The organism is Algoriphagus sp. (assembly GCF_039969895.1).
Lineage (GTDB): Bacteria > Bacteroidota > Bacteroidia > Cytophagales > Cyclobacteriaceae > Algoriphagus.
This window is the reverse complement of sequence record NZ_JBDVMZ010000010.1, coordinates 139,802-161,072: the sequence shown is the minus strand read 5'-3', so window position 1 is coordinate 161,072 and position 21,271 is coordinate 139,802. Positions and strand designations below refer to the sequence as shown.

The window sequence follows — 21,271 nt, the reverse complement described above, 5'->3', positions numbered from 1 at the left end:
GGTCTTGGTCAGATGCCTCAATCTCCCGATTTCTGCTCCGTTTTTTCCCCTTCCTTGCTGAAGGGAGTGCAAAGGTAAAAGGTTATTTTTAAACCGCAATACCTAGCGCGAAATTTATTTTTGAAAGTTTTTCAGGTTACTACCCTCGCCTCTCTCTATACCCATCCGTTAGATCGGTGCGCAAAGGTAAGGACTCTTTTTTCTCTTCCTAGCTCTACGCTTAAATTTCTTTTTTTCAATCTAATCTAGAGAATTTTCCCTAATCCCTCTAACACCGTGTGCGTCGTTTGGGAGTGCAAATATCTACCTTTTTTGATTAAGGACAAGAGTGATCCACAAGAAAAACATAAAAAAATTCCGTGTTTCTCGCAGTCTATTAATTATCAGGACTTTTGTTTTTTGTACAGAGGAACGGTGCTGCATGGTTCGCCATACATAATGGACTTAGCTTGACATTGGATCAATGAAATAATTTTGCCGTAGGCAAATAAGGGGATAGGGAAATCACTGCATCCTTTGACCACAACTGGCCTATCTGTAAATGAATCGCTATCCAGTTTCCTAAGACTTTCATGAGAAATCATCACTTCAAGTTCTTTCAAATCTCCAATAGCAAAGCCAAGAGCTACGGAGTGTAGATAGGTTGCCACCAACATAAATGCCCAGTTAGGCACAATAGCATCAGCAGTACAAGTGATAGCAACCCACTTATTTTCATACTGAGTCCAATCAATTTCTTTAAGTGCTGCTCTAAATTCCTTTTCTCTGAGAATTAACTCCTGAAATAGAAAAGGCTTCAAGTCAAAAACCACACGTTCTTCCCTAGGGTATATATCCTCAAGGTTAATCGTAACGATAGAACTAATTGCAACTCTATTTATAATCTCACTCATATAAACAATGAATTCTTTTTGGATTGAAGGGCTTTGAATTCCTTCAGGTAATTTGGAACGAAATAGGCAAGGTCAGCAAACTTCTTCCTTTCGTACTTATGAAAAGCTAACTGTCCAATATAATCTGCAGAAATACGAACCTCAAGAAAGACAGCATTCGGATGATTAATAACCTTAGAGACTTTCTCCACTGCATCCCCAACGAAATATACTTTCCCTTTACCTAGCAGCTCTGAAAAGGAATGCTCATCGACAATTTCGGAATCAAGTTTAGCTGCGGTATTCATATCAAAATCGAATATTTCTCTATAAACCTCCATTCTTCTAGCGTCTAGCATGGCTACAACATACCCGGAATCATTCAGCCTCGCTTTAGCTCCCAAGCACAAAGCCTCTAATGTACTAACCGCGATTAGCGGTATGTCACAGGCAAACGCTAATCCTTTAGCAACAGAAACTCCAATTCTCAGTCCTGTATATGACCCTGGGCCTTCTGAAACAGCAACTGCCTCTACATCCTCTATGGCAAGGTCGCATGCTAGCAACAGAGAACTGACCATCCCCATTAACTTTTCGGAATGGGCACCAGGAACATCCAATGATTTCTCTCCCAATAATATTCCCGCTTGATGCAGCGCGATGGAACATATAGGTGTAGAAGTCTCTAAAGAGAGAATAACTGCCATCTGCTTTATTTTGAGGAAGCTGTCAACACTGATTTGACTTTGGCTGGGTCTTGAAGAAATTCTCTAGCCAATTGCACCACTTCATCATCCTGCAATCCTGCCTCAATCATTCCTTCTTGGAAATAATACCTAGACACAATTTCTTGGGAAAGAATTTTCTTAATTTCCTCCTTATTTGTAACGAGATCCTGCTCTTTACTGTGTTGCACTCTTTTTTCGAGAGCATCAATCTGAGCTTTGATCTCATCATAATAATCTACCTTCTCGGCATTCTCACGCATATCTTCCACAGATTTCTCTAAATAAGTGGTGTAATCGTATTCTTTTCCTTCCAGCCATTTTACGAAATCAGCATAATCTGAATCCGAAATTGAGAAGCTTGCTGGATCTGAGATTTCAGAATGAGCATAGAAATAATCCGTACCAAAATCAAAAACATGATTTCTTGCTACCAAACTATAAGATATCGGTGCGTAGCTTTTTTGCTCTATAGTTTCATCAGGCTCAATGCCTGCCCCGTCTAATACTTTTCTGCCATTTTTGGTGTAAAACACTTTCCTCAAAGAATCTGGAATTGTAAACAACTCATCGTTTTCTCTGCTTTGCAAATAATCGATGGCCTGAATACAGCGTCCGCTTGGAATATAATACTTTGCAGTTGTCACTTTCATCTGGGCGTTGTAGGTCAGAGGTACAGTGGTTTGTACTAGACCTTTTCCAAAGGATTTTCTACCTATCAAAACAGCTCTATCATAATCCTGAAGTGTACCTGCTATGATTTCAGAAGCAGAAGCACTTCGCTCATTCAGCAAAACCACCATCGGGATATCCTTATCTACCGGTGTCTTGGTAGTTTTGTAGGTATAATTCACGTTTTCTAGTTTCCCGATAGTTTTTACAACCTCTTTTCCTTTAGGTATAAAAAGATTAATAATCTCCACAGCCTCATTTACCAGTCCACCCGGATTATCTCTCACGTCTAATACCAGCCGATCTATGCCTTGGCTTTTCAAATCCAATAACGCATTTCTAACTTCTGTGGAAGCGTTAGTGGTAAACTCAGCTAGTTTGATGTAACCCGTTTTATCATCCAATTTACCATAATATGGCACATTCTTAATAGCAATTTTCTTCCGGATCACATCAAATTCAAGCGTATCCTGATCTCTTTTTATCACCAGATGCACAGGTGTGTTTGCTGGTCCTTTAAGAAGAGCAGACACGTCTGCTGTTCCATAGTCACTTACGTCAGTCGTATCGATCTTCAGTATGTAATCCGCAATCTTCAACCCTACGGTCTGAGCTGGGAAACCAGTATAAGGCATAATAACCATACTACCCTCTCCTCGATTTCCAATCAACGCACCTATCCCCGCGTATTCCCCTGTAGTCATCATGCGGTAATCGTCAGAATCTTCCTCTGGTACATAGGTAGTGTAAGGATCTAGCTCTTCTAACATCGCATTAATTCCGATGGTCACCAGTTTGTCTGGGTCTATATCATCTACATAATAAGAGTCTAACTCTCTGATAAGAGTGGCGAAAATGTCAATATTCTTCGCTATTGCAAATAGCTTGTCATTTTTAGCTTGGAACGCAAAAAATCCTGTGAGCACCATAGCTCCCAAAACAAAGATCAGAAGGGATTTTTTCAATGATTTATTCATACGTTAATACTTTTTTTAAAAAGGTCAATTAGCCAATCTTTTCATAAACTAGGAAGAATCTCAGCCCAAGGAATCATACCAATGGTTGACGTCCTTACTCTTTCTAAATTTCAGGTTGAGAAGGGACTTCACCGACTATACTAGCTAATTTCTTTAAAGCTAAAATGATTTTAGTCTGAATTTCTGAGAACTCCATCAGCTCCGAACTTACATATATTAAGCCAATAGACATAATTGGGGCTGAAGTAGGAATGATTGACTTATTTAGTCTATAGGCTTCACGCATTCTTCTTTTGACGAAGTTGCGCCCTACTGCTTTCTTGATTTTCTTCTTCGAAACGGAGAAAAGCACCTGAGAGGTTCCACCATTTTGGTCCTTTTTAACAATAAATTGGACTTTGAATGGGTATAAAAAAAAAGAGGAACCTTCGTTAAAAAGTTCCTTGATAAGCTTGTCGGCATGAAGCCGCTCACTTTTTCGGAGTCTGTAATTCATCACAAGGACTATAATCGTATGTGAACATACGAAAAACAGCGCTAAGAATTACTTCTTCAATGTCTTTTCTGAAGAAACAGTAAGCTTGTGTCTTCCTTTAGCTCTTCTAGCCTTAAGTACTCTTCTACCGTTAGCAGAAGACATTCTTTCTTTAAAGCCGTGCTTATTTTTTCTTTTTCTACGGGAAGGTTGAAATGTTCTTTTCATGATCGAATATCTTTATCTAATTGCTTGCTTGATTAAGTCTCCTTGGATTGCTCCCCAAAAAGGAATGCAAAGATAAGTACCATTTCTTTAAATGCAAACAAGCCAAAAAACATTTGACAGAATTCACCAAAATTTCCTATGATTAAATATCATATAAAATCTATTAATCCTGTATCTCAATTTATCCAAATCTCGCTCTATATTCCTGTAAGGCATCTTTCGAGGGTCAGACTGCAACTCCCAGCCTGGCGTGCAGGACGTTATCAGCTCGCAAATTACGTTCAAAATATTCGAAGTCTGCACGTGATCTCACCCACTGGACAGAGGATTCCGAATGCCAAACTCACCAAAGATCTATGGGAATTCAGCCCTGATCATGTGGGTGAATATCAAGTGAGTTATGAATATTATTGTGCGAAGATGGATGCAGGCTCCAGCTGGGTGGATGAAGAGGAAATCTATTTGAATTTCGTGAACTTTTGTTTTGAAATTGAGGGTCAATCCGAAGAAAGAATTGAAGTTCAGGTAGAAACCCCTGAGAATTTCCGAACCTGCACTACGCTTCTCTCTGAAAATAAGCTATACTTCGCCAATAGCTTTCAACAATTAGCTGACAGTAGTTTTCTGGCTTCTGAAAGCCTAATCCATGAAACATTTCAAGAAGGGACTGTCAATTTTCATTTATGGTTTCATGGGAAAATTCATTTTGACTTAACCGAGTTTAAAGAAAATATCAAGGGGTTTGCGCAAAAGCAAATGGAAGCATTTGGGGAATTCCCTGTTGAGGAATATCACTTCATCTATGAACTTCTCCCCTACCCGCATTATCATGGAGTCGAGCATCAGCGCGGAACCGTCATTACTTTTGGTCCAGCAGAAAGTCTATCAGATAGAAAGCACATGAACGAACTTATGGGCGTAAGTTGCCATGAGCTTTATCATGCTTGGAATGTGTGTCAGATCAGACCAGCGGAAATTATGCCCTACGACTTTTCTACTGAGGCATATCACCAGGCGGGCTGGGTGGTAGAAGGAATCACCACCTACATGGGAGATGTTTTCCTTCTCAGATCTGGCTATTTTTCCTTGGCTGAATATGTTGAAACTTTTGAGAAAATAATCAACAGAGAAGCGATAAACTTTGGCTGGCAGAATCAATCTATCTTAGACTCCAGCTTTGACCTTTGGATAGACGGCTATGTGGCAGGCATTCCTGACAAAAAAGTGAGTATTTATACCCACGGTGCATTAATCGCATTTTGCCTGGATGCGATGCTTTTGGATGAAAAATCCTCACTTCATGAAGTGATGAAGATCTTATGGAGAAGATTTGGCAAACCGAAGATTGGTTATACGCTGAAAGAAGTATGGGAGGCCATCCTGTCAAAGACAAGCCATCCTATTTATTTCAATCAGTTTTATGATGACTACATCGCGGGAAAAGAAGATATTTTCCCACTAGTAAAAAAACATCTAGACTCTCTAGGATTCGGATTAGAAACCAAAGCCAGAGAAGATCATTTGGCATCTCACTTCGGGATACTATTACAGGAGGATGGTAAAATCATCAAAATCCATCCTGCAAGTGAAGCCCACAAAAAACTAATGGTGGGTGATCTTGTAGTATCCCAAGAGTTAAGACACGGGAGCATCACCTTATCAATTAACCGATTTGGTCGAAAAATGAATGTGGAATTGGCGACTTCTGAGTCAATTCTATTCGCAGACTATTTTCTTCAAGTTAAAAATAGTAACACCAAAAGAGCTAGATGGATTGCTGGGTAAAACAACACGGGCCGTCCAATAATCAGACAGCCCGTAGTGTAACTTTATAAAATTTAAACCTCAATTAAATATCGACGAATCTAACTCCTGATTAAACTTTATTGAAGTGATTTTAGCTTCCAAAGGCATAGGTAGCATGGAGTTAGAGATCATCATTACCATCGGCATCACCAGCCCATCCACTTCTTTGTAATCCTGGTAAGTAACGGTACCAGCAGTAGTAGATTCAGTCTGTAGCTTCAATCCAGTGGCTACGCTATAATATTCTATCGTATCAGCATCTCCACCAGTGCTGAATGCAAGCTTGTGGGCTTGCTCACCCGCCACCTCAGCAGTGCCTTCATAAGTAGCAGTAATTCCCAATTCTTCTAAATACAATTCACGGAAGGCGTAAATCTGATTTTTCATTGCTTCTAATTGCTCTCCTGTCAAGGTTTGTTCTTGACCCATTGCAGATACTTTTGCGGTGCCGTCTTTCATTACGGTTCTAGATATAACATTACCATTCATCTCTGTCACATTCAGCAAACGCTGATTTTGCTGATCAATGACGCTTGAAATATCCAGTACCATTCCCTGAATCTCCGCTTGCATATTCATATCCATGTTGTGAATTGCCTTCATTTTGGCCTCACCTCCAGTAGCTTTCACATAATTAGCGATCACTTCTTGGACAGAGTTTACCACGATAGCTTGAGTTATCTTTTCTTTTTCTGCCAAAGTAGCCTGTGTGGTAACTGGTGCTGCTAGAAGGCCTAAAGCTGCTACTAATAGTATTTTTTTCATAATTGATTAGTTAAAATCCTCTTCTGTTAGAACAGGATTAAGTTCAAGGTTTGTCACCTTCGCTTCCAATGGTACAGGAATCATAGCTGACTTGATCGTCATAGCCATCGGGATCATTACTCCATTTTTTTCCTGATAGTCGGTGTAAAAAGTATCACCGGAAACTGGGTTTTCGTTTTTAATTTTCAAACCTGATTCTACTGAGTAATAGTTGCTCACCGTAGCACCAAGCGGAGTAGTCACAATAACCTTATAAGCTGGGGTTCCCTCCACATCTTTGATACCGTCAAGTTTCAAAGTGTAACCCATGGTACCGTAATAAAGCTCAGGTAAATAATAGGTTTCCATTTTTGAGGCGTCCATCTGCTCATCCGTCATATCCATAGATTGGCCTCGGACTTTAACTAATCCCTTGCCGTCTTTGATCACCGAACTTTGCATCACATTTCCACCTACAAGGGTGTTCTGCATGTAGCGCATGTTAGCATTGTCGAATACCTGCTCGATCGTCAATTGCTGACCCATGATTTCAGCTACCATGGTCACTTTTGCTGCTTTGATTGCACTTGCAGCACTTTTTCCACCTATAGCTTCTATGTAATTATCAATAACTTTCTCTACAGTCATATCCGCATCCACAGCAGCCATTTCTTTTGCAGGAAAGCCCATGTTGTCATACATAATCACTTCGCCAAACTGCGCCAATTTGTCTTTGATTTCACTTGCATTTCCTACCGCAGTGATGTACAAGTTGTCCGGATTGATTAGATTTTTCGCTGTTTGATTAATATCCTCCACAGTCAAGGCATTCATTTTCTGCAAATAGGTCTCATAGTAATCTTTTGGCAGACCGTATCGCTCTATATTCAAGGCAAAATTTGCTATCGTAGCAGGACTCTCAAGAGATCTACCAAAGGAACCTGCTAAGCTCGCCTTAGCTTTTTCCAATTCTTCCTGTGTCACACCCTCATCAACTAGTTTATTGATCTCGTAGATAAATTCCACCACGGCAGAATCAGTCACATCGGTACGGACAGAGGCATTTGCAGAAAACTGTCCTACTAATTTATCAGCTGCAAGCGAACTGTATGCACCATAGGTATAGCCTTTGTCTTCCCTTAAATTCATAAAAAGACGTGAAGAAGATCCTCCCCCAAAAATCTGGTTCAAAACTCTACTAGCGATGTAATCCTCATCACCAAGCGTCAAATCAATCGGCTGAGCAATGTCAATGACCGTCTGCACAGAAGAACTACGATCTACTAATCCAACCATAGTCTTAGTGGTAGGAGTTGGGTCATTGTATTCAAAACTAGGTACGTCGCCTTTTTCCCATTTACCGAAATATTTCTTCACTACCTTCTCTGCTTCCGCTTTATCCATATCGCCTACTATGGCCATATATGCGATATTAGGCTTGAAAAATGTCTCATAGTAAGATTTAATGTCAGCCAATTTCACATTCATTACAGATTCCTCTGTCTCCACCTCACCATAAGGATGCTCCTTGCCATACACCAGGGCAGAAGATAACCTTCCTGAAATCGCGTTTGGATCATCTTTGCTGGTAGCTAATCCTGTCAACGTTTGTTTTTGAAGTTTATCCAACTCCTCCTGAGGAAACTTTGGATTATAAAGCACATCTGCCATTAGTTCCAAAACTTTGTCTTGGTGTTTTTTCAATGAAGAGGCAGAAATAGAAGTAGATCCAGCCGAAAGGCTAGCTCCGATGAAATCAATCTCCTCGTCGAGTTGTTCCTTGGTTCTGCTATCCGTACCAGCCATCATCATCTGACCTACAAAACCTGTCAAACCAGCTTTATCACCTTCAAATAAGGGGTCTCTTTCCAGTACAAGTGTGAAAGAGACGCGTGGAAGTTTATCATTTTTCACTACAAATACTTTCAAGCCATTTTCAAGCGTGAACGTCTCTGCTTCACCGATTTTGATCTCCGGAGCAGGTCCAGATTCCGGAAGCTTACTTCTGTCCACTTGGGCAAAACTTCCCACAGAGACCAAAAGCGTCAATATAAATGCTATTGCTATTTTTTTCATTTTTCTAATAGTTTGGAGGTGAAAGAATTACTCGGTAGTCTCAGCAGATTTAGGTAGATAATACAGCACTACACGCCCCGTGAGGTCTAGGTATTTTTTTGCCACACGCTGAAGATCTGCTTTGGTCACTTTACCATAAATCTCCATCTGCTGATTGATGTAATCTGTGTCGCCAAAAATCACATGCGATTCTGCAAGATTCTGAGCGATACCTGCCATAGATGAATTTCCACTCACCAAATTATTTTCAATAATATTCTGAAGCTTTGCAAAATCCTGATCAGAAATACCCTCATCCTGCACCTGCTTGATCAGCTTGTCAATCTCTTTCTCCAAGGTCTCTGGCTCCACGCCCATATTGGCGATGCCGTACATGATGAATACTCCACCATCTTCGAGTTCTAAAGGAATCGCAGCAATGGCCAAAGCTATCTGCTGCTTATCTACCAATTCTTTGGTCATCAGAGAAGAATTTCCGCCCGTCAGATAGGTAGAAAGCATGGAAAGTGCGTAGGAATCCGGATCTGTTTGCTTAGGAAGATTGTAAGCTTGGATCACCGCAGGAATCTGAATATTGTCATAGATGACGTCTCGAATCTCAGCTGTCTTTTTTGGTTCTACCACATCAGGTCTATAGATTTCCTTGGTTCCTTTCGGGATTTCAGAGAAATATTCTCTTACCCATTCCTCAGTCTGCGCATAATCAATGTCACCTGCAATCGTCAACGTAGCATTATTTGGCACATAGAAATCCTTGTAGAATTGTTGAAACTCTTCTATCGAAGCTGCATTCAGATGATCCAATGATCCTATAGGAGCCCAATTATACGGGTGCTCTGAATAAGATCTCTTGAGTGTTTCGATCAGCAAACTTCCATAGGGGCGGTTATCGTAGCTTTGACGTTTCTCTTCTTTTACCACTTCCCGCTGCGTATCTACACCTGTCTGATCTACTTTAGATTGAAGCATACGCTCGCTTTCCATGTAGAGTGCAAGTTCAAGTTCGTTGGAAGGAAGCAGCTCATAGTAATAAGTAATATCACTTGATGTGAAGGCATTCAGCGTACCACCTCGTGCTTGGATGATATTCATGTATTCACCTCTCTCGATATTTGGCGAACCTTCAAACATCAAATGCTCGAAAAAGTGCGCAAAGCCTGTACGGTCAGGTTGCTCATTTTTTGAACCTACGTGATACAATACTGAAGTCACCACGATTGGCGTGGTATTGTCTTGGTGCATGATCACATGCAAACCGTTGTCTAGATCGAACTCTTTGTATTCGATTTTTTTCTGAGCCAAGGCGGGCAAAGTCAGCATGCCAGCCATCAGACCCAAAGCAGTAAATTTTCTCATCATTGTGTATTGGATTTAATTCTCTTGTAATAAAGCTAGTGTATGATCTCCATGAAAAGTAATACTGTCACTCTCAGACCATTCATTACAATTTTACCCTAAAAAAATACTATTAATCGAAATCTAAAAATTTAGGGTAAAATATTAATAAAAATAATGCCCTGAAAACTCAGTTCTCAGGGCATTATTTTATGGATTTAGCTTTGCCAAAATATCCTTTGCTTCATGCCACTGCAGCCTAGGGCCAAATTGACTGACGATCTTGGAACTAGCCATGGATGCCAGTTTGCCGCTTGAAGCATAACTATGCCCATTCGTAATTCCATACATAAACGCTCCGGCAAACATATCACCCGCTCCATTGGAGTCAATTGCGGTAGTCGCATAAGGTTCGATATCAATGAAGGTATCTCCATCATAGATCATCGCGCCGTTTTTTCCCTGAGTAATCACAAAGTGTTTGGCTACTTTTTTCAATTCTTCACGGGCTTGCTTCAGATTATCTTTCCCGGTGAATAGCATTGCCTCTTCCTCATTTGCGAAAAGCAAATCCACACTCGCTCCGATTACCTCAGACATGGGCTCTTTGAAATACTTCACCATAGCTGGATCTGAGAAAGTCATCGCTACTTTTACTCCATTTTCTTCAGCGATTTTCTTCGCATGCTTCATCGCCTGCTTGCCATTCTCAGAAGTGATCAGGTAGCCCTCGATATATAAATACTTAGAATCTTTGATCGCGGCTTCGTCCACATCTGCAGTGGAATAGGTTTGTGTGATTCCCAAAAACGTATTCATAGTCCGCTCAGCGTCTTCAGTCACCATCACCAGGCATTTTCCGGTGATGCCTTCCGCCAAACTGCTTTCATTCAAGTTGTGAGAAACGCCGGCATCCTTCATGTCATTCATGTAGAAGTGACCTAGTTCATCATTGGCAACCTTGCAGGAATAGTAGGACTTACCGCCAAACTGAGAGATCGCGATCACTGTATTTCCAGCCGAACCACCACATTGCTTTTTGGCCTGCTCGGTATCGATCACTGACATCAATGCATTTTGACGCTCCTCATCCACCAAAGTCATGAGTCCTTTCTCGACTGCATTGTCAGCAAAAAACTGATCTTTTACCTTGAATTCTATATCTACTAGGGCGTTGCCTATGCCTGTTACGTCGTATTTTTTCATTTTTTTATGCTGTATTGGAAAATTGAATTATTTTGAAATTGGAAGATTAGGTCTAGAAGTTGGAAAGTTGTAAGGTGGCAAAGTAGATGGAATTGGAAGATTGAAAGATTGGACTATTATCAGTCACCTTCATTCAAAATTCAGCATCGGCTAGTACATTTTCAGGTACCTCTGTCATCGGTCATCAAGCATCCAACATTAACCCATCAATCAAAGATCCTATGTCTTTCAAAAGGCTTGTCCCGATCAAATAAGAATCGATAGGTATGATGCGTTTTGTAAATATCTGCCAAAAGCTGTTCACAAACACGCATCATCTTTGGATTGAAATCGCCAATCCAGTTCATCTCGATGGTTTTATATTGAAAATCAGCCTTGCCACTCATTTTGTCATAACTGATGATCATCGCAGATTCCACTCCTTTTCCCTGATGCTCCGGCACTACGCCAAACACCAAACCGAGCATTTTGTTGGGCGGTGAGAAGGTTTTGTACCAAAGGAATTTGAGTTTACCGATCAGATCCATCTTCCCATTCACATGCTTGAAGATCTGGTTGATTTCCGGAATCTGAATAAAGAAGGAAACGGGTTCGCCTTTGTAAAAGCCAAAGTAAATCAGCTTTTCGTCAATGATCGGTTTCATCTTGGCAAACATCATCTGTGCTTCTTTTAGCGAAAGTGATTTGCCCATGTGCCTTGCCCATGCTTTATTATATACTGTCATGAAATAATCAGGCGCTTTTTCCTTCAGCTCCTTACCCTTCAGGTAATGGAATTCATAGTCAGGATTATCCATGACCAGCTTAGCTCTAGCAATCATCTTGTCATCAAAGCCTAAACCCTGAACATTTCTCGCGTAGGTAAACTGCTTGAAGTAAATCTGGAAACCGTAATCCTCAAAAAATTTCTGGTAGTATTTGAAGTTCCACGGCATATTGTAATTCGGCTCGGTGAAGCCGTCCACTAGCAATCCCCACCATTTGTCGCGTTCGCCAAAATTGATCGGGCCATCCATGGCTTCCATTCCTTCACTTTCCAACCAGGCTTTTGCTGTGTCGAAAAGTAGAAAGGCCGCATCTTGATCGTCAATACATTCAAAGAATCCTAAGCCTCCGGTCGGTTGTTTTTCCTTCATCTTTGGATTGATGAAAGCTGCTACACGACCGATGGTTTCTCCAGCTTCATTTTGCAAAAGCCAGCGCTTGGCTTTGGCTCCATTCCGAAAAAGCTTGTTGGTTTCTTTATGAAAAAGCCCCTCGATATCTGCATCAAGAGGCCGGATCCAATTTTTTTCATTTTTATATAACCTCACAGCCATCTCGATAAACTCCTTCTGATGGGCTGGCGTGGTGACTTCGATCAATTGCATTCGGGTGATTTTAGAATGCTAAATTAGGTAGATAGGCTGAAAGGGCAAAAATCAATTGCTGTGCTGCTTCTCCAGAAGCAGGATACTAAGAAAGATCATTCATAGATATCCTTTCGGTGGCCAACTGCAATTACTTCAATCAAAAGAATTTTATCTGCGATTTCATAGATTACTCTATAGTCCGCGACGCGAATTCGGTAGGCCTCTCGACCTTTCAATTTCTTACAACCATTCGGTCTTGGGGCGTCAGCCAAATTAAAAATTGCTGATTTTATAGTAGAAAAATAGGGCTCGGGTATCTTAGATAGAGACTTAATCGCTGTCTTCTTGATGACGATTTGATAAGCCATTATTCCCCTTTTCTAAGAGCATCTATCATTTCAAATGCCTCCTCAATTGGAATGGTAGGTTCATCAGACTTTTTAGCCTCGTCATATAAACGAACATCATCCAAATCCTCAAGCATTTCCACCATCGTTTCAAATTCCTTCACTGAAAGAACCACGGAAATTTTATTTCCAACTTGATCAGTAATATACTTTGGATTGATTGTCAGCATGATGAAAGATAATAATTTTGAAATACTCTCACTAATACGTTGATTTAGCTTTTTCTGTTATTTCAAAAACAAAATCCAATTACTCCTCCACATCCGCATACAGATCAAACTCTGTAGCATCAGTTACTTTCACATTTACAAAATCTCCAACTCGGCAATAAAATTTTGAAGCATCGATCAACACTTCGTTATCCACTTCCACTGAATCGTATTCTGTTCGGCCGACGAAGTGACCGCCTTCTTTTTTATCAATTAGGACTTTGAACGTCTTGCCGATTTTCTCCTGATTCAAATCATAAGAAATCTGTTCTTGAATCTCCATCAAGTTATTTGCACGCTCCTGCTTTACTTCCTGTGGAATGTTGTCTTCCATAGAATAAGCATGCGTATTTTCCTCATGAGAATAAGTAAACACACCCAATCGCTCAAATTTCATTCGCTCCACGAAGTCAACCATCTCCTGGTATTCCTTTTCTCCTTCTCCCGGATGACCGGCGATCAGTGTAGTTCGGATCGCGATGTCCGGTAAAATATCCCGGATGCTGTGAATTAGGTTTTCTTGTTTTTCACGGGTAGTGCCGCGACGCATAGCCTTCAGTACATCTGTAGAACCGTGCTGCAAAGGAATATCCAGGTAATTACAGATATTCTCGCGCTCTTTCATCACTTCGATCACGTCCATCGGAAAACCTGTTGGATAGGCGTAATGTAAGCGAATCCAGTCGATGCCATTCACATCTGAAAGTCTGCGCATCAACTCTGCAAGATTTCTCTTTTTGTAAATATCCAATCCGTAATAGGTAGAATCCTGTGCGATTAACAGCAATTCTTTTGTTCCGCCAGCAGCTTTGTGCTCTGCCTCTTTTACTAATTCCTCAATCGGTCTAGAAATGTGTCCTCCACGCATCAGCGGAATCGCACAGAAGGAACAAGGTCTATCACAGCCTTCGGAAATCTTCATATACGCATAGTGCGAAGAATGTGTCAATAAACGCTCTCCTACCAACTCATGCTTGTAGTCTGCTTTGAATTTCTTCAAAATCGCAGGCAAATCCCTGGTACCAAAAAATGCATCGACCTGTGGAATTTCCTTCTCCAGATCGTCTTTATAGCGCTGAGAAAGACACCCTGTCACATAGACTTTGTCCACCAAACCTTGCTCTTTGGCATCCACATACTGTAAAATGGTGTCGATAGACTCCTGCTTTGCATTGTCAATAAACCCGCAGGTATTGATAATGATGATGTTATTGTCATTCGTTCCAGACTCATGGGTGGCGTTGATGCCATTGCCTCGAAGCTGGGTAAGTAGCACCTCCGAATCGACTAGATTCTTGGAGCAACCCATGGTTACAATATTGACTTTGTCTTTTTTGAGAGTTCTCGCTTTCACAGTTTTCCTACTTTTTGAGGGGGCAAAGGTAGGGAAAAGTAACTGTAATTTTTCTTTTACCGCAAAGTCGCAGAGATTGCAAAGAATGACGCAAAGAAATCAATCTAGACTTCTTGAACCTTCAATTTAATTGCATTTCTCTGATTGTTTTATCGGTAGAAATATTTGAAGTTCAATTTCACTTTTTACCCTCTCAAATGACTGAAAATGAATTATCATCCATAATCATCGGACTGCAATTGAAGTTCACAAACAACTTGGACCAGGACTTTTAGAAAGTAGCTATGAAATATGTCTAGCTCACGAACTTAGGCAACGAGGTTTGGAAGTGAACACTCAATTAGCCCTACCAATAATCTATAAAGATGTGAATCTGGAGACAGGGTATCGAATTGACCTACTTGTTGAAAAAAAGGTAATTATTGAGGTTAAAGCTGTCGGTGAATTTTCAGAAATACATTAAGCCCAGATTCTCACCTATTTAAAACTTTCCGACCTCAAACTTGGACTACTTTTGAATTTTAATGTGAGCAAAATGGTCGATGGTCTAAAGAGAGTTGTTAATAATCTTTAGATCATAATAGGACTCTTTGCGATTCTCCTTTGCGAACTTTGCGCCTCAGCGGTAAAAAGAACCACGTGGCGCAAGTTTTCTAACCTGCCTGCGCCAAGGCAGGCTTGTGCTCCTCACATTGCAGTCTTCAGACTGCCAAATAGAACACCAGCTAACTTACTGATCGTGCCGTTGGCACTCGTGACTCAATTTATCATCTACTTTACTCAGAATTTCGCAGCGCTGGATTCGGGGCTTTTATAGGTCTTGCCCTTGGCAAGATCGATGCGAATCTTATATAATTTCTTTGCGGTATGGCGACTTGGTGGGAGGTTTTTTCCCTACTCAAAATCTTCGAGGTTCAAAAAACCCTAAAAGGTTAACCATAATCCGCTGCGCCGCCGCACGAACAAATCAAAATTCATGAATAACGGTGAGAGAAATTTCAAATTCTAAATTCCCAAATTTTAAATTCTTTTAGTACCCCGTGATCTCCTTCATCAATTCAAAAAAACTTTTCTTCCGCTCGGAATTGATCCCCCAGTCCACCGGTACACTTTGGTAGCCTTCTTCAAATCCCTCGTCTTTCATGCGGTAATCAAAGTATCCCCAGGAAGCATAGGCTGATATAGCAGCGGTGAAATTATTCAAGTCCTGATCAAAGTTAAAATGATCGTCCTCATTATAAACAATGGGTTGATTTCGGTAGCCATTTACATTTCGCGTGGCCTCAACTTGCTCGATAATCTTATTCGGATCTTTTACTCCATTCCCATGCAGTAAGATATAATCGGAAGCTTTCACTACATTTTCTTTTGGCACCGCTCCTCCCCCATAGCTCGTGCTCACTAGAAACCTATAGCCATTTTTCTCCTTACTTTTTACCAACTCGATCAACTCATGTACCCGCTCGGGCTGAAGAATCGCATGATCGTAGCGAATATTACATTCATTATTCACTTCGATAAGTACATTCTTATAGTCTTTGCTATGCAGCCAATCAATCACCTCACTCACAGCATTGATCACCGCTTTTTCATCTGCTAGATTTTCATCCTGTCCAAAATAAAACAAACCGACTATAGGCACCATTCCCAATTCATCTGCTCTATCCAAAATTCGCTCTAGCCGATCAAAATAAGCGGGCCTCAGTTCTCCGCTTTCTGTGTAAGCTGAATTGATCCAAGGCTGACTCTGTGAATAGCCATAAGGACTTCCGCCCTGTAGATTAATGGTGAAAGACAGCAGACCGTAGGATTTCCATGCTGCCATGTGACTCACAAATTCATCTGTATTCCGATCCGCATCCCATTCTTTGGTGTCTGAATACATCCAGTTTTTTACCGTCTCTGGGTTGAGATCATCAAAAACCCCTTGCACCATTCTAGAATTCATCAGCAAACCCTGAATTGGATTTCCTTTCCAACTTCTGCCCGAATAGGTCAATTCATTATTAATATAAAATTTATCTGACGATATGCTGACCACCGTATTACGAGGGGTTTGGGTAAAAGCGCTAAGTGCTGAAAAAAGATAAAAACAGCAGAAAAATCCGAGTGATTTATGATTCATGATGGGTCGGGGTTTGGGTAAATGTTAGGTTTACAATTTCTATTTTCTTTTGGAAATCAACCAAATAGGACGGATTAATTTTAATACTCATAGCCAATATTACCTTAAGATCACTTCAATACAGGCATTGTTAAACTAAGCTTAACTCGCTTCATGAGTTAGACAAACCCCTTTTCTCTACTTTTGAGACGTACAGCAAACTTTTTAACTCCTTGCATTTATTTTTAGCCCCGGGTCACTCCGGGGCCACTTTTGCAGGACGTCATGTTTTATTTTTTGGCAATTTACTTCCTTCCTGTACCTTAGGATTGAAATCCCAATTCTATGGAAACAACCGACCAAACTACTCAAAAACTAACTTTTGACAGAAAAAACTACTCCGACAACATCCTGCTGGAGCTATATGAATCGTTGCTGATGCCTAGGCGGATCGAAGAGAAAATGCTCATTCTTTTGCGTCAAGGTAGAATTTCAAAATGGTTTAGCGGCTGGGGACAGGAGGCGATTTCCATTGGGGCAGTAAATGCTTTGGCTGCAGATGAATACATCTTGCCCATGCATAGAAACCTAGGGATTTTCACAGGGAGAAATATGCCTTTGGAAAAGCTTTTTGCACAGTTTCAGGGCAAAGCCTCCGGATACACCAAAGGTCGGGATCGCTCCTTTCACTTTGGAAGTAATGAACATCACATCGTGGGGATGATCTCGCATTTGGGTCCGCAACTCGCAATCGCAGACGGGATAGCTTTGGCAGATCGCCTTTCCCAGGAAAAGAAAGTCACGCTTGTATTCTCAGGAGATGGCGCAAGTTCGGAAGGAGATTTCCACGAGGGATTGAATGTGGCGGCGGTCTGGAAATTACCGGTAATTTTTGTCATTGAGCACAATGGATACGGGCTTTCCACACCTAGTGAGGAGCAGTTTGCTTTCCAATATTTTACCGAAAAAGGCCCTGGCTATGGAATGGAGACGGTTCGAGTGGAGGGAAATAATGTGCTGGAAGTCTATGATGCGATCAAAACGCTAGCAGAAGATATCCGACAAAATCCTAGGCCTGTGCTTGTGGAAGCCATAACCTTCCGCATGCGTGGACACGAGGAAGCTTCTGGCACGAAGTACGTTCCCAAGCAACTCATGGAAGACTGGGCGAAGCTTGATCCTGTAGATAACTATGAAGCTTACTTGGATAAAATCGGCGTTTTAGATGAAAAAAAGAAGACTAAGATCAACGCCAAAATCAAAAAAGCAATCAATGATGGGCTGGAAATCGCCTTTGCTGAAGAGGCAATTTCTCCAAATCTGGAAACCGAACTTTCGGATGTTTACTTTCCTTTTGCGCAGCAAGTCATCTCCCCTCCTGCAAACTCCCCAAAATCAGAAAAGCGATTTATCGATGCGATCTCAGATGGACTGAGTCAATCGATGGAAAAGTATCCAAACTTAATCCTGATGGGTCAGGATATCGGAGAATATGGCGGGGCTTTCAAAATCACTGATGGGTTCAAAGCGAAGTTTGGTGCTGATCGGGTTCGTAACACGCCGCTTTGCGAAAGTGCCATCATCGGTGCGGGACTTGGACTTTCCATCAAAGGCTATAAAGCTATGGTGGAAATGCAATTCGCTGATTTCGTCTCGGTAGGCTTCAATCAAATCATAAACAACCTCGCCAAGATCCACTATCGCTGGGGACAATATGCCGATGTAGTCGTACGAATGCCTACGGGGGCAGGAATGGCTGCCGGACCATTTCACTCCCAGTCCAACGAAGCTTGGTTCTTCCACACGCCGGGGCTAAAAATCGTCTATCCATCTAATCCTTACGATGCCAAGGGAATGCTTAATGCAGCTTTGGAAGATCCGAATCCCTACCTCTATTTTGAGCATAAGGGCATGTATAGATCCATCAGCGCCGAAATCCCGGATGACTATTACACGGTAGAAATCGGCAAAGCAGCTTTGGCTAAAACCGGGGATCAGATCTCCATCATCACTTATGGCATGGGCGTTCATTGGGCGCTAAAAGCGGTGGAAGAAATGGAGGTCTCCGCAGATATTTTAGATTTACGTACACTTTTACCTTGGGATCAAGAAGCGGTAAAAGCGACAGTAAAAAAGACTGGAAAGATTATTTTCCTGCAGGAAGATTGCCTGACAGGTGGAATCGGAGCGGAGATTTGTGCTTGGATCTCCGAGCATTGCTTCCAAGATCTAGATGCGCCGGTGATGCGGGAAGGGAGTTTGGATACGCCTGTTCCTTTTGCACCAAATCTAGAAATACAGTTTCTACCTGTGGAACGGTTTAAAGTGAAACTGAGGGAATTGATGGAGTATTGAATTGGGAATTGTGAGATTGAGAGACTAGAGATTGGGAGAATAAGAGATTAGAGAATTGGGAGATTCCACGTTGTCGTTGTTTGTGTTTACACTGACAGCAAAATCAGCTAGTCTCCATATAATTTCGTTGAGTGAAGACAGTCACCGAGGTGGAGATTATCTGATACTAAAATCAGATCTCCTCCACCGAAATTAGATAATATTTGAATATATCCTCATCAGGATCTTTGGAAGATTGTATTAATATTTTCCCTTCTACCGTGATATGAAACCATTTCAGGTCAGGCTGTAGGGCTGTTAGATCAAATTCTCCAACCTTTTCAAATGAGTTGTTAAATAACTCTAGGTACACTTTCCATGAACTAATATTTTCAAAAACCATACGGTACATTAATTTATTATTGAGTCTAGTAATAGAGGCATAATGGACATCATTATTCCATTTAGTAAACTCCTCGCCAAACTTTTCATAATCTGAATTATCTGTTTTGACGGGTAGGTCTTTCTGTGTTTTAAAAAATTCTGACTCAAATAAATAGTCCGATTGCTTATAATCTTCTAAACTAAGGACACTAATTTTATTAAAAAACGGATAAGAGATAATCAGTAAAGAATCAAATACTGTCAAATATGGCGCATAAGTATTTCTAATAGTTACAGATTCGTTTTTAAATTGCATATCCTGTTTCATCATTTGATCATCATCAAATGAAAAAGGTAAATCATGAAAATTGTTCGAATCAAAATCATAACTCATTAATAAATGAGCATTCGTGTCATTATCATGGATAATTATTGAAAAATTATCTCCCATAAATGTAGACATCTGAAATGTACCATTTCTTCTATCAGCACCATATATAGACTTAATTGAGCTACTGCCATTATCTAGTTCATTAGTCATGTTCAATTTAACTGTATAATCATCTTTATTATAAAAAAAACTATTCCCATTCATGTAGATCACTCCAATGTACTTGTTATAGCTAAAAATATCAAAGGACGGAATACCACCTGGCCCCTCTTTTGAGACCTCTAAGCCAGATACTATTCTATTATTTTCCAGACTAAAAAAAGCAGTATCTAACCTCCTATAAAAGGTATTGAAAACAAGGAAAGACTCATTATTTTTGTCCAATGGAGAAATAGAAAAAGGCATTTCTGAAGACATACCAACTTCTCCAAAGTCCATATTCAATTCCTCACTGAATGAGATCTTGTAACTAAGCACTGAAGAGGATCCCTCTTCAGTGCATCCCCACAAAAAGGAAATTAATACTAGAAATATTAATCTTATCATTCTGGAATAACTGGCAATCCACCACAACTACTATTTGGCCCATCATCTGCTATAACTACCGTTGCCATATGACCCCCATTGCAAATATCTTTAATGTAGTAAGTCCCCGAGCAGAGATTCTGACCCATTGCCATAGCAACTACCACAACATCCGCCTGTCCACAGGCATTCCATGTGGCTCCATCTTCAGTTAGTGCAAACCCGGAAAAGCAAATAAAGCTAAATGCTATTCCAATTAATAATTTTTTCAAAAGTACTCATAAGTTAAGTTTAACCCCCTCTTGCACCATGCAGAGAGGCTAGTTAGAACTTCCAAATCCATCGAAAAACACATCTGAAATTTCATGTGCTAATAATTGTTTTTCAATGGTCACATAGCCTGTCCCGATTTTTCATCGGGAGAATCTCGCAGTGGCAATAGTAATCTCAACCTTTTTGATTTGTGCCATGCTCGATTTCATAACGTAATACACCACCGTTATTTGATTAATCCAACTATTTTATAAATAATTTCTGTAATTAGTTCACAAATCAATTATAGCAGCTTGAAATACATTTTACAATCTACTAAATGCTTAATAAATTTCTCAATATCAAGCTAAAATGATCAGCTCTCCATGTCGATTTTAGGAACTCGTACTAAGAGCAAAATAGCTTCATAGAACAATTCTGAAAGCGGAGACATTCGTCGAGGTTAGATATAGAGAATGAGAGATTCAAGTTTGACAGACTTGGAGATTGAGAGATTGACTGCCGGTATTAGTGTTTTCACTCGCAGCAAAAGCTAGCAGCATCCAAATCATTTCAGTGAGTAGCGAGACAATCCGAGGCGGAGATTATCTGATACTAAAATCAGATCTCCTCCACCGAAATTAGATAATATTTGAATATATCCTCATCAGGATCTTTGGAAGATTTGATCAGAATTTTTCCCTCTACAGGTAAATATAATAGACTTAGGTTTGGCTCAATAGCTGACATAATAAATTCACCTACCTTATAGTGAAACCCTATGCCAATTCTACCACTAGCTAGTTCAAATCTGCCAAAATCTACTTCCTGAAGCATTCAATC

At 40.6% G+C, this 21,271-nt stretch carries 19 protein-coding genes and 1 pseudogene; 3 read left to right on the top strand and 17 right to left on the bottom strand.

Translation table 11 applies throughout. From position 1 onward, the window contains the following. Window positions 1-383 precede the first annotated feature (383 nt). The 5 genes from ABJH64_RS06055 to rpmH all read right to left on the bottom strand — a co-directional run bounded on the left by ABJH64_RS06055 (window position 384) and on the right by rpmH (window position 3,949). Window positions 384-893 (bottom strand): DUF2480 family protein, encoded by a 510-nt coding sequence (locus ABJH64_RS06055; RefSeq protein ID WP_348277028.1) that lies wholly within the window; start codon window positions 891-893, stop codon window positions 384-386. Further along, a complete protein-coding gene (gene tsaB / locus ABJH64_RS06050; RefSeq protein WP_348277027.1) occupies window positions 890-1,579 on the bottom strand; it encodes a tRNA (adenosine(37)-N6)-threonylcarbamoyltransferase complex dimerization subunit type 1 TsaB in 690 nt (229 codons plus the stop codon). Before tsaB ends, ABJH64_RS06055 begins: the two co-directional genes overlap by 4 nt. Before the next feature lie 5 nt (window positions 1,580-1,584). Next, window positions 1,585-3,246 carry a S41 family peptidase gene (locus ABJH64_RS06045; RefSeq protein ID WP_348277026.1) on the bottom strand — a complete coding sequence of 554 codons (1,662 nt, stop codon included), beginning with the start codon at window positions 3,244-3,246 and terminating at the stop codon, window positions 1,585-1,587. A 103-nt stretch (window positions 3,247-3,349) separates the two neighbouring features. Beyond that, entirely contained in the window at window positions 3,350-3,742 is a 393-nt protein-coding gene (gene rnpA / locus ABJH64_RS06040; protein ID WP_348277025.1) for a ribonuclease P protein component, read from the bottom strand. Window positions 3,743-3,790: 48 nt separating this feature from the next. Then, window positions 3,791-3,949, bottom strand: coding sequence for a 50S ribosomal protein L34 (gene rpmH, locus ABJH64_RS06035; RefSeq protein ID WP_091698287.1), 159 nt, complete (start codon window positions 3,947-3,949; stop codon window positions 3,791-3,793). Window positions 3,950-4,087: 138 nt separating this feature from the next. Between rpmH and ABJH64_RS06030 the strand changes: the two genes are divergently transcribed. Then, entirely contained in the window at window positions 4,088-5,734 is a 1,647-nt protein-coding gene (locus ABJH64_RS06030; protein WP_348277024.1) for a M61 family peptidase, read from the top strand. Between the two features lie 60 nt (window positions 5,735-5,794). Here ABJH64_RS06030 and ABJH64_RS06025 read toward each other — a convergent pair whose 3' ends face one another. The 8 genes from ABJH64_RS06025 to rimO all read right to left on the bottom strand — a co-directional run bounded on the left by ABJH64_RS06025 (window position 5,795) and on the right by rimO (window position 14,438). Further along, complete coding sequence (locus ABJH64_RS06025; RefSeq protein ID WP_348277023.1) at window positions 5,795-6,520, bottom strand: peptidase, M16 family protein; 726 nt, start codon at window positions 6,518-6,520, stop codon at window positions 5,795-5,797. 6 nt (window positions 6,521-6,526) lie between these two features. Further along, window positions 6,527-8,575, bottom strand: coding sequence for a pitrilysin family protein (locus ABJH64_RS06020; protein WP_348277022.1), 2,049 nt, complete (start codon window positions 8,573-8,575; stop codon window positions 6,527-6,529). 27 nt (window positions 8,576-8,602) lie between these two features. Continuing rightward, window positions 8,603-9,931, bottom strand: coding sequence for a pitrilysin family protein (locus ABJH64_RS06015; protein WP_348277030.1), 1,329 nt, complete (start codon window positions 9,929-9,931; stop codon window positions 8,603-8,605). 189 nt (window positions 9,932-10,120) lie between these two features. Further along, window positions 10,121-11,116: an adenosine kinase gene (locus ABJH64_RS06010; protein WP_348277021.1), complete on the bottom strand. Its 996-nt coding sequence runs from the start codon at window positions 11,114-11,116 to the stop codon at window positions 10,121-10,123. 206 nt (window positions 11,117-11,322) lie between these two features. Beyond that, a complete protein-coding gene (locus tag ABJH64_RS06005) occupies window positions 11,323-12,486 on the bottom strand; it encodes a hypothetical protein (RefSeq protein WP_348277020.1) in 1,164 nt (387 codons plus the stop codon). A gap of 95 nt (window positions 12,487-12,581) precedes the next feature. Next, entirely contained in the window at window positions 12,582-12,836 is a 255-nt protein-coding gene (locus tag ABJH64_RS06000; RefSeq protein ID WP_348277019.1) for a type II toxin-antitoxin system RelE/ParE family toxin, read from the bottom strand. Next, complete coding sequence (locus tag ABJH64_RS05995; RefSeq protein WP_348277018.1) at window positions 12,836-13,045, bottom strand: hypothetical protein; 210 nt, start codon at window positions 13,043-13,045, stop codon at window positions 12,836-12,838. The genes ABJH64_RS06000 and ABJH64_RS05995 overlap by 1 nt, the downstream gene beginning before the upstream one ends. A gap of 79 nt (window positions 13,046-13,124) precedes the next feature. Next, window positions 13,125-14,438 (bottom strand): 30S ribosomal protein S12 methylthiotransferase RimO, encoded by a 1,314-nt coding sequence (gene rimO, locus ABJH64_RS05990; protein WP_348277017.1) that lies wholly within the window; start codon window positions 14,436-14,438, stop codon window positions 13,125-13,127. Window positions 14,439-14,649: 211 nt separating this feature from the next. Between rimO and ABJH64_RS05985 the strand changes: the two are divergent. Beyond that, window positions 14,650-15,012 (top strand): annotated as a pseudogene (locus ABJH64_RS05985) (GxxExxY protein). Window positions 15,013-15,468: 456 nt separating this feature from the next. Here the strand turns inward: ABJH64_RS05985 and ABJH64_RS05980 are convergent. Then, the gene (locus tag ABJH64_RS05980) at window positions 15,469-16,563 is read right to left on the bottom strand and encodes a hypothetical protein (protein WP_348277016.1); all 1,095 of its coding nucleotides are present in this window, start codon (window positions 16,561-16,563) and stop codon (window positions 15,469-15,471) included. A 324-nt stretch (window positions 16,564-16,887) separates the two neighbouring features. Here ABJH64_RS05980 and ABJH64_RS05975 point away from each other — a divergent pair, with 324 nt between their 5' ends. Then, window positions 16,888-18,897 (top strand): dehydrogenase E1 component subunit alpha/beta, encoded by a 2,010-nt coding sequence (locus tag ABJH64_RS05975; RefSeq protein ID WP_348277015.1) that lies wholly within the window; start codon window positions 16,888-16,890, stop codon window positions 18,895-18,897. 172 nt (window positions 18,898-19,069) lie between these two features. Here ABJH64_RS05975 and ABJH64_RS05970 read toward each other — a convergent pair whose 3' ends face one another. From ABJH64_RS05970 to ABJH64_RS05960, 3 genes are all read right to left on the bottom strand, one after another. Beyond that, window positions 19,070-20,197 (bottom strand): hypothetical protein, encoded by a 1,128-nt coding sequence (locus tag ABJH64_RS05970; RefSeq protein ID WP_348299514.1) that lies wholly within the window; start codon window positions 20,195-20,197, stop codon window positions 19,070-19,072. Next, window positions 20,194-20,448 (bottom strand): hypothetical protein, encoded by a 255-nt coding sequence (locus ABJH64_RS05965; protein WP_348277013.1) that lies wholly within the window; start codon window positions 20,446-20,448, stop codon window positions 20,194-20,196. The genes ABJH64_RS05970 and ABJH64_RS05965 overlap by 4 nt, the downstream gene beginning before the upstream one ends. Before the next feature lie 601 nt (window positions 20,449-21,049). Then, window positions 21,050-21,265: a hypothetical protein gene (locus ABJH64_RS05960; RefSeq protein WP_348277012.1), complete on the bottom strand. Its 216-nt coding sequence runs from the start codon at window positions 21,263-21,265 to the stop codon at window positions 21,050-21,052. Window positions 21,266-21,271: the final 6 nt, after the last annotated feature.

What these genes read in the sequence shown, in the direction of transcription:
- ABJH64_RS06020 (WP_348277022.1), bottom strand. Translation starts at nt 8,575, where the DNA reads ATGAAAAAAATAGCAATAGCATTTATATTGACGCTTTTGGTCTCTGTG.
- ABJH64_RS06010 (WP_348277021.1), bottom strand. Translation starts at nt 11,116, where the DNA reads ATGAAAAAATACGACGTAACAGGCATAGGCAACGCCCTAGTAGATATA.
- ABJH64_RS05980 (WP_348277016.1), bottom strand. Translation starts at nt 16,563, where the DNA reads ATGAATCATAAATCACTCGGATTTTTCTGCTGTTTTTATCTTTTTTCA.
- rpmH (WP_091698287.1), bottom strand. Translation starts at nt 3,949, where the DNA reads ATGAAAAGAACATTTCAACCTTCCCGTAGAAAAAGAAAAAATAAGCAC.
- ABJH64_RS06055 (WP_348277028.1), bottom strand. Translation starts at nt 893, where the DNA reads ATGAGTGAGATTATAAATAGAGTTGCAATTAGTTCTATCGTTACGATT.
- tsaB (WP_348277027.1), bottom strand. Translation starts at nt 1,579, where the DNA reads ATGGCAGTTATTCTCTCTTTAGAGACTTCTACACCTATATGTTCCATC.
- ABJH64_RS06005 (WP_348277020.1), bottom strand. Translation starts at nt 12,486, where the DNA reads ATGCAATTGATCGAAGTCACCACGCCAGCCCATCAGAAGGAGTTTATC.
- ABJH64_RS05995 (WP_348277018.1), bottom strand. Translation starts at nt 13,045, where the DNA reads ATGCTGACAATCAATCCAAAGTATATTACTGATCAAGTTGGAAATAAA.
- ABJH64_RS06030 (WP_348277024.1), top strand. Translation starts at nt 4,088, where the DNA reads ATGATTAAATATCATATAAAATCTATTAATCCTGTATCTCAATTTATC.
- ABJH64_RS05975 (WP_348277015.1), top strand. Translation starts at nt 16,888, where the DNA reads ATGGAAACAACCGACCAAACTACTCAAAAACTAACTTTTGACAGAAAA.
- ABJH64_RS05970 (WP_348299514.1), bottom strand. Translation starts at nt 20,197, where the DNA reads ATGATAAGATTAATATTTCTAGTATTAATTTCCTTTTTGTGGGGATGC.
- rnpA (WP_348277025.1), bottom strand. Translation starts at nt 3,742, where the DNA reads ATGAATTACAGACTCCGAAAAAGTGAGCGGCTTCATGCCGACAAGCTT.
- ABJH64_RS06025 (WP_348277023.1), bottom strand. Translation starts at nt 6,520, where the DNA reads ATGAAAAAAATACTATTAGTAGCAGCTTTAGGCCTTCTAGCAGCACCA.
- ABJH64_RS05960 (WP_348277012.1), bottom strand. Translation starts at nt 21,265, where the DNA reads ATGCTTCAGGAAGTAGATTTTGGCAGATTTGAACTAGCTAGTGGTAGA.
- ABJH64_RS06000 (WP_348277019.1), bottom strand. Translation starts at nt 12,836, where the DNA reads ATGGCTTATCAAATCGTCATCAAGAAGACAGCGATTAAGTCTCTATCT.
- ABJH64_RS06015 (WP_348277030.1), bottom strand. Translation starts at nt 9,931, where the DNA reads ATGAGAAAATTTACTGCTTTGGGTCTGATGGCTGGCATGCTGACTTTG.
- ABJH64_RS06045 (WP_348277026.1), bottom strand. Translation starts at nt 3,246, where the DNA reads ATGAATAAATCATTGAAAAAATCCCTTCTGATCTTTGTTTTGGGAGCT.